A 12,054-nucleotide genomic window follows, 5' to 3' on the forward strand; every position below is an offset into this window, starting at 1 on the left:
CGGTGTGTCGTTCTCCCCGCGCTCACGATACCGCCGCCAAGAGTCGGGTGGTGGTCGCGCGCGCCCGGGGCACAGGGCAGGATGGGCGGCATGAGCGAGCACGGCGGTGTGCCCGGCGGCGGGCTGGTGAAGGGCCTGGCGGTCACGTTGAAGACGATGACCCGCCGGTCGACCACCCAGCAGTACCCGGACGTGGCGCCCGAGCTGCCGCCCCGCTCCCGTGGCGTGATCGCGCTGCTGGAGGAGAACTGCACGGTCTGCATGCTGTGCGCCCGCGAGTGCCCGGACTGGTGCATCTACATCGACTCGCACAAGGAGGAGGTGGCGGTGCCCGGCGCCGCCCGCCCCCGGCAGCGCAACGTGCTCGACAAGTTCGACATCGACTTCTCGCTCTGCATGTACTGCGGCATCTGCATCGAGGTCTGCCCGTTCGACGCGCTCTACTGGTCGCCCGAGTTCGAGTACGCCGAGTACGACATCAAGGACCTGTTGCACGACAAGGACCACCTGGGCGAGTGGATGGGCACCGTGCCGCCGCCGCCGGCCCACGACCCGCTCGGCGATCCCTCGAAGGAGGAGACCACCGCCGCCCGCAAGGCCGCGGCGCCCGCCGCCCGTCCGGCCCCGACCCGGGTACGCTCCGACGCCGCCGAGCCGGGGGAAGGCGCGGCCTCGTGACCGGGGCGGACGTGCTGCTGCTGGCGCTCGGCGCGGTGGCGGTGGGCTCGGGGGCGCTGGTGGTGGCCACCCGCCACCTGGTGCGGGCCGGCCTGTGGCTGGTGGTGTGCCTGGGCGCGCTGGCCGGGAACTATCTGGTGCTCACCGCCGAGCTGGTGGCCTGGGTGCAGGTGTTGATCTACGTGGGCGCGGTGGTGGTGCTGCTGCTGTTCGCGGTGATGCTGACCCGCGCCCCGATCGGCCCGTCGGACGACCTGGACCGGCCGGGTTGGCCGGCCGCGCTCGTCGGCGCCGGCAGCGGCCTGGGCCTGGCCGTGCTGCTCGTCGACGCGTTCCGCTGGTCCCGGGTGGACCTGCCCGCGGCGGGCACCGCCGAGCGCCTCGGCGAGCAGGTGTTCCGCTCCTGGGTGCTGCCGTTCGAGGTGCTGTCGGTGCTGCTGCTCGCCGCGCTTGTCGGCGCGATCGTGCTCTCCCGCCCCGACATCGGCCGCCCGGCCACGCCCGACCCGGCCGGCGAGGGTCCGGCAGGGAGCGAACCGGCCGCGGTGGCCGTCGACGAGGGCGGGCGCCGGTGAGGCCGGTCATCCCCTACGTCACCGCCGCCCTGCTGTTCGGCCTCGGCGTCTACGGCGTGCTGCGCCGCCGCAACGCGGTGCTGGTGCTGATGGCGGTGGAGCTGATGCTCAACGCGGTCAACCTGATCCTGGTCACCGCGGACACCACGGTCCGGGCCGCGCTGCCGCACTCGGGCCAGGTGTTCGCGCTGTTCGTGATCGTGCTGGCGGCCGCCGAGATCGGCGTGGGGCTGGCCATCGTGCTCCAGCTCTACCGGCTGCGGGCCAGCGTCACGGTCGACGACGTGCCGCTCACCGAGCACGAGCCGACCGCGACCGGCGAGCCCGCGTCGCCCGCCCCGGAAGGCGCGACCCGATGAGCACGGCAACGGTCTGGCTGGCGGCGGTGCTGCCGGGCGCGCCGCTGGTGGCCGGCCTGCTCGGGCTGCTCCTGCCACCCGCGTCGCACGGGGACCGGGCGCCGGCCCGGAAGCTGGCGGTCGGGCTGGGCGTGGCCGGCGCGGCGGTGGCGCTGCTGGCCGCGCTGGCGCTGGTGCTCCGGGTGGACGGGCCGGTCGAGGCGGCCACCACCTGGGTGGAGATGGGCGGGCTGCGGGTCACGCTGGGGCTGCGACTGGACGGGGTGGCGGTGCTGGTGGCCACCGCGGTCACCGTGGTGGCGCTCGCCGTGCAGGTCTACTCGACCGGCTACCTGCGTCGCGGCCCGCACGACGACGTGGACGTCGACCACCGCTACCCGCCGTACGCGGCACAGCTCAGCCTCTTCACCGCCGCCATGCTGACCGTGGTGGTGTCCGGTGACCTGATCATGTTGCTGGTCGGCTGGGAGGTGATGGGCATCTGCTCGTACCTGCTCATCGCCCACGACCGGCGGCTGCCGGAGGCGCCCGGCGCGGCGGTGAAGGCGTTCCTGGTCACCCGCGTGGGTGACGTGGGTTTCCTGCTCGGCATCGCGCTGCTGGGCGTGGGCGCGGGCAGCTTCCGGATCGCCGACGTGCTGGCGCACGACTGGTCCACCGGCACGCTGACCGCCGCCTGCCTGCTGCTGCTCGCCGGCGTGGCCGGCAAGAGCGCCCAGTTCCCGCTGCACACCTGGCTGCCGGACGCGATGGCCGGCCCCACGCCGGTCTCCGCGCTGATCCACGCCGCGACCATGGTGGCCGCCGGGGTCTACGCGGTGGCCCGGCTGTTCCCGCTCTTCGCGCAGGCCCCGGCCGCGCTCACGGTGCTCGGCGTGCTCGCCGCGATCACCATCCTGCTCGGCGCGTTCGCGGCCACCGCGCAGGACGACATCAAGCGGGTGCTGGCCTGGTCGACGGTGTCCCAGATCGGCTACATGACCGGCGCGCTCGCGGTGGGCGCGCCCGCCGCCGCGCTGTTCCACCTGCTCGCGCACGCCGCGTTCAAGGCGTTGCTGTTCCTCGCTGCCGGCGCGGTGATCCACGCGGTGGGCACCACGCTGATGTCCCGGATGGGTGGCCTGCGCACCGGCATGCCCGTGACCTTCTGGTGCACGGTGGTCGGGCTCGGCGCGCTGGCCGGGGTGCCGCCGCTGGCCGGGTTCTGGAGCAAGGACGGCGTGCTCGCCGCCGCCGAGGCGACCGCGCTGGACGGTGCCGGCCCGACCGCGACCTGGGTGGGCTGGCTGGTCTGGCTGGCCGGGCTGCTCGGCGTGGCGGTCACCGCCTGGTACGCGACCCGCCTGCTGCTGCGCACGTTCTTCGGCGTGTCCCGCACGCCGCTGGTCCGCCCGCACGACCCGCCCGCGTCGTTGCGCTGGCCGGTGCTGCTGCTCGCGGTCCCGGCCGCGTTGCTCGGGCTGGCCGCGTTCGCGCCGTGGTTCGCCGACCGGCTGCGGGTGCCGGGCGACGACACCGGCGAGGCGGTCGAGCTGGTCCACCTGGCGCCGAACCTGATCCTGCCGGTGGTGCTGCTCGCGGTCGGCGCGGGCGTGGCCTGGGCCGGCTGGCGCCGGGATCCGGCCGCCGACCCGGCCCGCTTCCTGGGTCCGCTGCGGCAGGTGTTCGCCCGGGCGTTCCGGCTCGACGACGTCCAGCACGCGCTCGTCGTACGCCCGACGGGCGCGCTCGCGCGGGCCGTGCGGGCGGGCGACGAGCTGGGGGTGGACGGCCTGGTGGAGGGCGCCGGCCGGGCGGCGGTGGAGCTGGGCGACGGGCTGGCCGCGGCACACCGGGCGGCGTTGCCGCGCGCGGCGGCCGGGGTGCTGGCCGGCGCGTTGCTGATCGGCCTGGCGGTCGCCCTGATCGGAGTCACCTCATGACGTTCGGGCAGGTCCTTCTGGTCGCGGTGGTCGCGGTCCCGGCGTTGGGCGCGGTCGCGACGGCCGCCGTGCCGGGCGACCGGGCCGGCCGGCTGGTCGGCACGGTGGCCGCCGCGGTGACGCTGCTGGCGACGCTGCCGCTGGTCGGTGGCGAGCACGGCTGGTTCGGGTACGGCCCGCGGCCGGCGGTGCAGCCGTGGCACCAGCTCGACCTGACCTGGGTGCCCGGGCTGGACCTGCGCTTCCACCTGGGGGTGGACGGCATCTCCTGGCCGCTGGTGGTGCTGACCGCGCTGCTCACGCTGCTGTGCTGCGGCTACACGCTGTGGCGGGTGCCGGCGGGCGGCGGCAGCGGCCGGGCACTCGTGGCGTTGCTGCTGGTGGTCGAGGTGGGCATCCTCGGCACGTTCCTGGCGCTCGACCTGGTGTTGTTCTTCCTGTTCTTCGAGGTCGTCCTGCTGCCGATGTACGCGATCATCGCCGGTTGGGGCGGCGCGGACCGGCGGCGGGCGGCCCGCAAGTTCGCGCTCTACACGCTGTTCGGCTCGGTGCTGCTGCTTGTCGGCGTCTACGTGGTGGTGGCCGCCGCGGGCACCGCCGACCTGGTCACGTTGACCGGCGGCGCCGGCCTGTCCCGCGACACGCAGTTGGCGGCGTTCACGCTGTTGGCGTTGGCGTTCGCGGTGAAGAGCCCGCTCTGGCCGCTGCACTCGTGGCTGCCCGACGCGCACACCCAGGCGCCCACCGTGGGCAGCGTGATCCTCGCCGGGGTGCTGCTCAAGATGGGCACGTACGGACTGATCCGGGTGGCCGTGGGGGTGGCCCCGGAGGGGGCCCGCTGGGCGTCGCCGGTGCTCGGCGCGCTCGCCGTGGCGGCGATCCTGATCGGTGGCCTGGTGTGCCTGGCGCAGACCGAGCTGAAGCGGCTGATCGCCTACTCCAGCGTCGGGCACATGGGGTTCGTGCTGCTCGGGGTGGCCACGCTCACCGCCACCGGCCTCCAGGCGGCGCTGATCGGCAACATCGCCCACGGGGTGATCACCGGCCTGCTGTTCTTCCTGGCCGGGGCGATCAAGGACCGGACGCACACCGGGTCGCTGGCCGAGCTGTCCGGGCTGCGGGAGACCGCGCCCCGGCTGGCCGGGCTGCTCGGCTTCGCGGCGGTCGCCTCGCTGGGGCTGCCCGGCCTGGCCGGCTTCTGGGGTGAGGCGTTCGCCGTGGTGGCGGCCGTGCGCCGGGGCGGCCCGCTGTGGCTGACGCTCGCCGTGCTGGCGGCGCTGGGCGGGGCGCTCACCGCCGCGTACCTGCTGCGGTTGTTGCGCCGGGTCAGTCACGGCCGGCCCAGCGCGGCGGTCGCGCCGCTCGGGCCGGGGCTGGCCGGGGCGGAGCTGACCGCCTGGGTGCCGCTCGTGGTGCTCGCGCTCGCGGTCGGCCTGGCGCCGGCGCTGGTCCTGTCCTACGCCTCCGGCCCGGTGGAGGCCCTGCTGGGGGTCGTGCCATGAGTCTGGTGCAGCCTGTCGACAACGTGGCGCTGCTGCCGGGTTACCTGGCCGCCGGCACGGCGGTGCTGGTGCTCCTGGTCGACCTGCTGGTGGCCCGCCGGGCGGTGACCGTGGCGGTGGCGGCGCTCGGTGCGACCGGCACCGCGGCTGGCGCGGCACTGGTCGGGGCGGCCGGTGAGCGGCGCACGTTCTGCGTGGGCGCGGACTGCTCCTGGGTGTGGAACGGCCGGGCGGCGCTGGTGGCGGCGGTGATCGCGCTGCTGACGCTCGCCGTGCTGGTGATCTCCGGTCCGCTGCTGCGGGCCGGGCGCACCCCGGCCGGCGAATACTGCTTCCTGCTGGCCTGCGCGATGACCGGTGGTGTGGTGCTCGGCGCGGCCGGCGACCTGATCACCCTGCTGGTGGCGTTGGAGACGCTGACGTTGCCGCTCTACGTGCTGGTCGGGCTGCGCCGGGCCAGCCTGGCCGGGGCCGAGGCGGCGGTGACGTTCTTCGTGGTCAGCGTGGTCGCCACCACGGTGACGCTGCTCGGGGCGGCGCTGCTCTACGCGGTCACCGGCAGCCTGCACCTGGACCGGCTGGGTGGCACCCTGGCCGCCCGGGACGACCTGCGCGACCTGCCGCTGACCACTGTCGCGGTGGCGCTCGTGGTGGCCGGGCTGGCGTTCAAGGTGGCCGCGGTGCCGTTCCACGCCTGGGCGCCGGCCACCTATGACGGCGCGCCGCTGCCGGTGGCCGCCTACCTGTCGACCGCGTCGAAGCTGGGCGGCGTGGTGGCGTTGCTGGCGGTGGTGCAGCGGGCGCTGCCGGCCGGCGTGACCGGCCCGGTGCTGGCAGTGCTGGCCGCGTTGACCATGACGGTGGGCAACCTGGTGGCGCTGCGCCAGCGGCGTACCGTCCGGTTGCTGGCCTGGTCGTCGGTGGCCCAGGCGGGTTACATCCTGGCGCCGCTCGGCGCGTTGGCGCTGGCGGCGGGGCGCACCGCCGACGCCCGCGCCGGGGCGTATGCGGCGGCCGTCGCGTACGCGGTGTTCTTCGTGCTGCTGGAGCTGGCCGCGTTCGCCGCGGTGGTGGCGTTGCGGCCGGCGGACGGCGACGGCGGCACGCTCGCCGACCTGCGCGGCGCGGCGCGGCGGCACCCGTGGGTGGGTGGCGCGTTCGCGTTGGCGCTGATCGGGTTGGCCGGGTTGCCGCCGGGCCTGGCCGGGTTGTTCGCCAAGGTGACTGTGGTCCGGTCGTTGCTGGCCGGGCACGCCGGCTGGCTGGCCCTGCTGGTGGCGCTGAACGCGGTGCTCGGCCTGGCCTACTACCTGCGGGTGGCCGCGTCGCTCTACGCGCCGGCCGGCGGCGGTGCCGTGCGACCGGCCCGCGCGGTGGTGTGGGCGCTCGGGGTGGCCACGGTGGCGGCCGTGGTGATCGGTTTCGCACCGCAGTTGGTGCTGGACGTGGCGGCGCGCTGACCCGGTTCGTGCCCGGTTGGGCGGCTGGTTCAGCGGGCGCACAGGATTCCCCAGCCAACTTTCAGCCATGAGCCGGATGGTTGACGGGTACCGGTGTGTTGAACCGGTCAGCGGGACACCCCGCGCACCGAAGGAGCGATCGATCGTGCATCACAACCGTCTCAAGACCGCAGCGCTGCTCGGCCTGTTGACCTCGCTGATCCTCGCGGTCGGCTACTGGTTCGGCGGTAGCGGTGGTCTCGTCATCGCCGTGGTCGTCTCGTTGCTGATGAACGGCGTCACCTACTTCTTCTCCGACAAGCTCGCGTTGCGCTCGATGAAGGCGCAACCGGTCAGCGAGGCACAGTTCCCCGAGCTGTACCGGATGGTGCGGGAGCTGTCGACGCAGGCCGGCAAGCCGATGCCCCGGCTCTACGTGAGCCCGACGTCGCAGCCGAACGCGTTCGCCACCGGGCGTAACCCGGAGCACGCGGCGGTCTGCGTCACCCAGGGCATCGTGGAGATCCTCGACTACCGGGAACTGCGCGGCGTGATCGGGCACGAGCTGTCCCACGTCTACAACCGGGACATCCTGATCTCCAGCGTGGCGGCCGGCCTGGCCGGCATCATCACCATGTTGGCCAACCTGGCCTGGTTCATCCCGCTGGGCTCGTCCGACGACGAGGACGGCCCGAACCCGGCGGTGCTGCTGCTCACCCTGATCCTCGGCCCGATCGCGGCCACGGTGATCCAGTTGGCGATCAGCCGCAGCCGGGAATACCAGGCCGACGCGTCCGGCGCCGAGCTGAGCCGCGACCCGCTGGCCCTGGCCAGCGCCCTGAAGAAGATCCACATGGGGACGCAGGCCCGCCCGCTGGCCCCGCAGGGTCAGCTCGCCAGCACCGCCCACCTGATGATCGACAACCCGTTCAAGCGGGGCGGCGGCATCGCCGCGATGTTCGCCACCCACCCGCCGATGGAGCAGCGGGTGGCCCGGCTGGAGCAGATGGCCCGCAACTCCGGGCCGGTGCAGTTCCAGCGCTGACCCCGACCGCCCGCCTCCGCCCGCGTCCCCGGACGCGGGCGGAGCCGTGTTCGGGCCGGGGCGCGGTCAGGCCGGCTCGACCAGCCGGTCCGCGCGGGTGGCCAGCACCACGGCGAGCAGCACCAGCCCCGCCGCCAGGTAGGCCGCGGCCGGGCCGAACAGGGCCGCGGTGCCGCCGAGCAGGAAGATCCCGATCCCGCCGAACATGATGTTCGAGGCGATCATGGTGGCCTCCACCTGACCCATCCGCTCCGGAGGCGCCAGCCGCGCGAACGTGGCCTGCGCGCCGATCAGCCAGCCGGCGCCCGCGCCGATCGCCGCGTTCGCCAGGGCGAGCGTCCAGACCGGGGCTCCGAGCGCGACGAGCAGGCCGGCCAGGAGCAGCGCCAGCCCGAGCGCGCGGACGGCCACCACCTGCCCGGCGACCCGGCTCAGCCAGCCGCGTCGGCCGACGACCAGCACGAACACCGCGCCGCCGAACGACGAGGCGGCCAGCAGCACCGGTCGCCAGCCGCCATCGGCCAGGTCCGGGGCGAGCGTCTCCGGCAACGCGCCGGAGAGCACGGTGGCCAGGGTGAGCAGGCCGACGGTGCGCAGCACCGGATGCCCGGCGATGATCCGGATGCCCGCCGTGGCGGGCGGTCGCCGACGCCGACCCTCCTGCGGGCTGACCGGCAGGCCGGCGAGGACGACGGCGGCGACCAGGAACGACACCAGGTCGATGACGAGCGCCAGCCGGGGGCCGAGCGCCACCGTCATGCTCGCGCCGGCGAGCAGGCCGACGACCTGGCTGCTCTGGTTGGCGAACGCGGAGAGCCCGAACAGCGGCAGCCGCAGCGGAGGCGCCACCGCCTCGGCGGCGACCGCCACGTGCACGCTGGAGTAGGAGGCCCGGACCGCGCCGAGCAGGCCGGCCGCGAGGATCGCCGGCAGCGGCCGGGGAACCACCACGGGTACGGCGATCAGCGCCGCGCCGGCCAGCGAGAGCGCGACGAGCATGGCGCGCCGGGACGGCACGTCGAGCCAGCCGCTGAACACGGTCGCGACCAGCAGCGCCGGCAGCATCCGGGCGGCGTAGACGGCGGCCGGCCCGAGCACCGAGTCGGTCTGGTCGTAGGCGAGCAGCAGCAGCGCGGCGAGCCCGATGAAGTCACCCAGCTCGGAGATGCCCCGGGCGATCAGCAGGCGGGCCGCGACCGGGTGCCGGAAGAGGGCCCGGTAGCCGGGCATGGGCGTCGCGGTGTCGGTCATCGGCGCGACGGGTCCGTTTCCTCGACGCCGATCCGCTGCGGCGCGACGGCCCTGCCGCTCATCCGACCTCCGATCACGCCGGCGGCCGACCCCGCCGCCGTTGGCATGGACTCAGTTCGATGAGCAACCTACCCGCTGGCCGCCGCTAAGGCAGCCCCTGAACCGGCGGCTGTCTACTTCCCGCAGAGCCGTGCCCGGGAGAACGCCGGTCCCGGCGAAACGTGCCCCCGCCAGACCGGGTTGACGGTGACCGCCAACGCCGGGACCTGCCAGGCGGTGCCGAGGAGCTGGAAGGTGCCGTACTCGCGTCGCCGCGACCGGAGGTTGTCGCCGGAGAGGAAGTCGATCGCCCGATCGCTGATGTCCTGCCTGCCCAGCAGGCCGCCGTGCAGGGCGGGCACCTCGTAGACCGGGATCTGGGTGAACGGGCCGGGCGGGAGTTCGGTCGCGCTGACCGTGGGCAGGAAGGCGATCATCCGGACCCCGGGGACCGGGCACATGGTCTGGAACCGGTAGAACGGCGCGTTCTCCATCAGCGAGCGGATGAACGGCTCGTCCGGGCTGTCCCAGCCCCCACTGATCCGGGCCGCCAGCGCGAAGATGCCGCGCAACTGCCAGCCGGGGGCGATGCCCCAGCCCGCCGTCGCGTCCTCCGGCGGGTAGTAGACGCGGGCGGCGCGCACCAGCGGGCTGAACATCAGCAGCGCCGTCACCGGGGACGTCGGGTGGTCGCGCAGGTAGGTACGCCCGACCATCGCCCCCTCGCTCTCGCCGAGCAGCGCCACCGGCCGGCCGGTCCGCGCGTGCAGCGCCCGCACCTGCTCGTCCAGCAGCGCCGAGCTGGAGTCGAGCGAGCGGTGCGTGTCCCGGGAACCGTAGGGCTTCGGGCGGCCGGAGGCGTCCCGCCCGGTGTAGGAGAACGTCTCCACCAGCGGGTCGGCGGCGGGGCGACCGTCGTAGCGGGAGTTGTGCGGGCCGAGCACGATCACCGCGTACGGCACCGAGGCGGGCAGCTTCCGGTCGAGCAGCAGCGGCCGGAACGCGCCCACCTGGTACGACGGGCTCGACGTCACCGCCTGCGCGGTCAGCGGAATGGCCAGGGCGAGCGCCACCACGAACGGCGCCACCGGCACCCGCGCCCAGCGCACCCGCGTCGGCAGCACCGCCGCCCGGATCGACCGGTTCCACAGCAGCCCGTTGACGGCTCCGGCGAGCGCCGCCACCGCGAGCGTCCACCAGCCCGGCACCCGCCAGACGACCGCGCCGGCGATGGTGATCACCACGAAGTCGAGCAGGGACCAGCCGACGAGCGCCGCCGACGGCAGACCCCGCCACCAGCCCGCGCCGATCGCGGCCCGTTGCAGGAACGGCGCGAGCAGCAGCATCGGCCCGACGGCGGCGAACACGAACCAGGAGAGCGACACCACCCCGGCGGCGACGGCGAGCGCGGCGAACGGGGTGACGATCACCGCGGTGAGCGCCGCGAGTCCCAGGTTGCGCAGCAGGATCCGTCGGCGGGACGGTCGGGGTGATCCGGCCGGCCAGGCGAGGCTCACCAGGGCCGCGCAGAGCAGCCCGCGCAGCACGATCGCGACCACCAGTCCGACCGCGTACGCCTGCCAGGTGTTGTGGTAGACGAGCAGCCAGCGCATGTCGTTGTACGAGTCGTACGGCCAGACGGCCGAGCCCTGCGGCGACAGGCCCTCCGCGCTCTGGAAGTCGAGCATCAGGAACAGCACGTTCTGCGCCACCGGGACGACCGCGGCGAGCGCGACGAGTCCGAGCAGCCTGCTCCTCGGGTGGCTCACCGCTCCTCCTCGCCCCGACGTCCCGTCCTGACTCTCCGACGCCGTGTGCCGGCGCGGGACGGAATCGGCGGAAAGGCGCACGGTCGGGGCCGCTGTGAGGCAGCCGACCGTTTCCGCCGGTCACGATCGGCGTTAGGGTCGAAGGGCATCTGACTCATTACATCCGGGAGGTCGACCGTGGCCGCACTGCGCCAGTACCTGGGCGTCTGGCGGATCCCCGGCGCGCCGATGCTGCTGATCCTCGGCATCGTCGGCCGGCTCGGGATCGGCATGACCCCGCTGGCGTTGCTGCTCGTGGTCGAGCAGGTCACCGGCCGCTACTCGCTGGCCGCCGTCGCCGGCGGCATCTACGCGCTCGCCGGCGCCGCGCTCAGCCCGGTCGCCGGCCGGATCGCCGACCGGGTCGGCCCCACCCCGGTGCTGCTGGCCACCGCGCTGGCCCACCCGCTGGCCCTGCTCGGGCTGCTCGGCGCCAGCCGCGCCGACGTCGCCAACCTCCCGCTGATCTACCTGACGGCCGGCCTCGCCGGCGCCACCTACCCGCCGCTGACCGCCGCCATCCGGGGCGCCTGGAACGACCTGACCGCGCCGGCCACCGGCCGGGGCCACCTGCGCAACACCGCGCTCGCCGCCGAGACCTCGCTGTTCGAGGTGGTCTTCGTGCTCGGCCCGCTGCTGGTCGCCGCCTTCGTGCTGCTCGCCGACGCGTCCGCCGCGCTTGTCGGCGCCGCCGTCGTCACCCTGGTCGGCACCGGCTCGGTGGCGCTCGGCCGGGTCATGCGCGGCTGGCGCCCGCACCCGCGTGAGCACCACGCCCGGGGCCTCGGCCCGCTGCGCGTCGGCGGCTTCCCCGCGCTGCTGCTCTGCGTGGCCAGCCTCGGCATCGCGTTCGGCGCCTCCGGCGTGATCGTCCCGGCCTTCGCCGGGAACACCGGCGCCGCCGACCCGGAGAGCATGGCCGGCGTGCTGCTCGCCGTCTGGGGCGTCGGCAGCGCGGTCGGTGGCTTCTCCTTCGGCGTACGCAAGCCGGCCGCCAACATGACCCGCCAGTTCGCCTGGCTGCTCGGCGCCGTCGCGGCCAGCTTCGCCGTCTTCGCGGTGATGCCCGGCCCGGTCGCGCTCGGCGTCGCCCTGGTGCTCGGCGGCGCGGCCATCGCGCCCGCCCTCACCCTGGAGAACACGCTCGTCGGGCGGGTCGCCCCGGCCGGCATGCTTAACGAGGCGTACACCTGGGTGGTCACCATGTCGGTGGCGGCCAGCGCCGTCGGCGGCGCGGTCGCCGGTCTGATCGTCGACAACGCCGGCGGCGTACCGTGGGCGTTCCTCTTCGCCGGCGCGGCGGTCGGCGTGGGTGCGGTGGTCGCCGCGCTGCCCCGCGGCCCGATCGCCCGCGCCGAGGCCGCCGCGGTCCGCGCCGAGCAGTCCCTGGCCGCCTGACCGCGTCGCGAACCCGGCCGCCACCAGCCCGAGCGCGA

Annotated in this window: 10 protein-coding genes; 8 read left to right on the forward strand and 2 right to left on the reverse strand. The window is 74.8% G+C overall.

Going from position 1 to position 12,054, the window contains the following annotated elements; genetic code table 11:
* Window positions 1-90 precede the first annotated feature (90 nt).
* From ACIA5A_RS01085 to htpX, 7 genes are all read left to right on the forward strand, one after another.
* Window positions 91-678: a NuoI/complex I 23 kDa subunit family protein gene (locus ACIA5A_RS01085; RefSeq protein ID WP_396755205.1), complete on the forward strand. Its 588-nt coding sequence runs from the start codon at window positions 91-93 to the stop codon at window positions 676-678.
* A complete protein-coding gene (locus tag ACIA5A_RS01090; RefSeq protein WP_396755206.1) occupies window positions 675-1,253 on the forward strand; it encodes an NADH-quinone oxidoreductase subunit J in 579 nt (192 codons plus the stop codon). Before ACIA5A_RS01085 ends, ACIA5A_RS01090 begins: the two co-directional genes overlap by 4 nt.
* A complete protein-coding gene (gene nuoK / locus ACIA5A_RS01095; RefSeq protein ID WP_269689876.1) occupies window positions 1,250-1,612 on the forward strand; it encodes an NADH-quinone oxidoreductase subunit NuoK in 363 nt (120 codons plus the stop codon). Before ACIA5A_RS01090 ends, nuoK begins: the two co-directional genes overlap by 4 nt.
* A complete protein-coding gene (locus ACIA5A_RS01100) occupies window positions 1,609-3,534 on the forward strand; it encodes an NADH-quinone oxidoreductase subunit L (RefSeq protein ID WP_396755207.1) in 1,926 nt (641 codons plus the stop codon). The genes nuoK and ACIA5A_RS01100 overlap by 4 nt, the downstream gene beginning before the upstream one ends.
* The gene (locus tag ACIA5A_RS01105; RefSeq protein ID WP_396755209.1) at window positions 3,531-5,036 is read left to right on the forward strand and encodes a NuoM family protein; all 1,506 of its coding nucleotides are present in this window, start codon (window positions 3,531-3,533) and stop codon (window positions 5,034-5,036) included. Before ACIA5A_RS01100 ends, ACIA5A_RS01105 begins: the two co-directional genes overlap by 4 nt.
* The gene (locus ACIA5A_RS01110; protein ID WP_396755211.1) at window positions 5,033-6,496 is read left to right on the forward strand and encodes an NADH-quinone oxidoreductase subunit N; all 1,464 of its coding nucleotides are present in this window, start codon (window positions 5,033-5,035) and stop codon (window positions 6,494-6,496) included. The genes ACIA5A_RS01105 and ACIA5A_RS01110 overlap by 4 nt, the downstream gene beginning before the upstream one ends.
* A 145-nt stretch (window positions 6,497-6,641) precedes the next feature.
* Entirely contained in the window at window positions 6,642-7,520 is an 879-nt protein-coding gene (htpX, locus tag ACIA5A_RS01115) for a zinc metalloprotease HtpX (RefSeq protein WP_396755213.1), read from the forward strand.
* 66 nt (window positions 7,521-7,586) lie between these two features.
* On the opposite strand, the gene ACIA5A_RS01120 is transcribed toward htpX, so the two are convergent.
* Window positions 7,587-8,771, reverse strand: a complete 1,185-nt coding sequence (locus tag ACIA5A_RS01120; protein ID WP_396755215.1) for a hypothetical protein — start codon at window positions 8,769-8,771, stop codon at window positions 7,587-7,589.
* A gap of 173 nt (window positions 8,772-8,944) precedes the next feature.
* Window positions 8,945-10,579, reverse strand: a complete 1,635-nt coding sequence (locus ACIA5A_RS01125; protein WP_396755217.1) for a hypothetical protein — start codon at window positions 10,577-10,579, stop codon at window positions 8,945-8,947.
* A 177-nt stretch (window positions 10,580-10,756) separates the two neighbouring features.
* On the opposite strand from ACIA5A_RS01125, the gene ACIA5A_RS01130 reads away from it, so the two are divergent.
* Complete coding sequence (locus ACIA5A_RS01130) at window positions 10,757-12,016, forward strand: MFS transporter (protein WP_396755218.1); 1,260 nt, start codon at window positions 10,757-10,759, stop codon at window positions 12,014-12,016.
* Window positions 12,017-12,054: the final 38 nt, after the last annotated feature.

The organism is Micromonospora sp. NPDC051300, from assembly GCF_044455315.1.
In the GTDB taxonomy this organism is placed as follows: domain Bacteria; phylum Actinomycetota; class Actinomycetes; order Mycobacteriales; family Micromonosporaceae; genus Micromonospora; species Micromonospora robiginosa.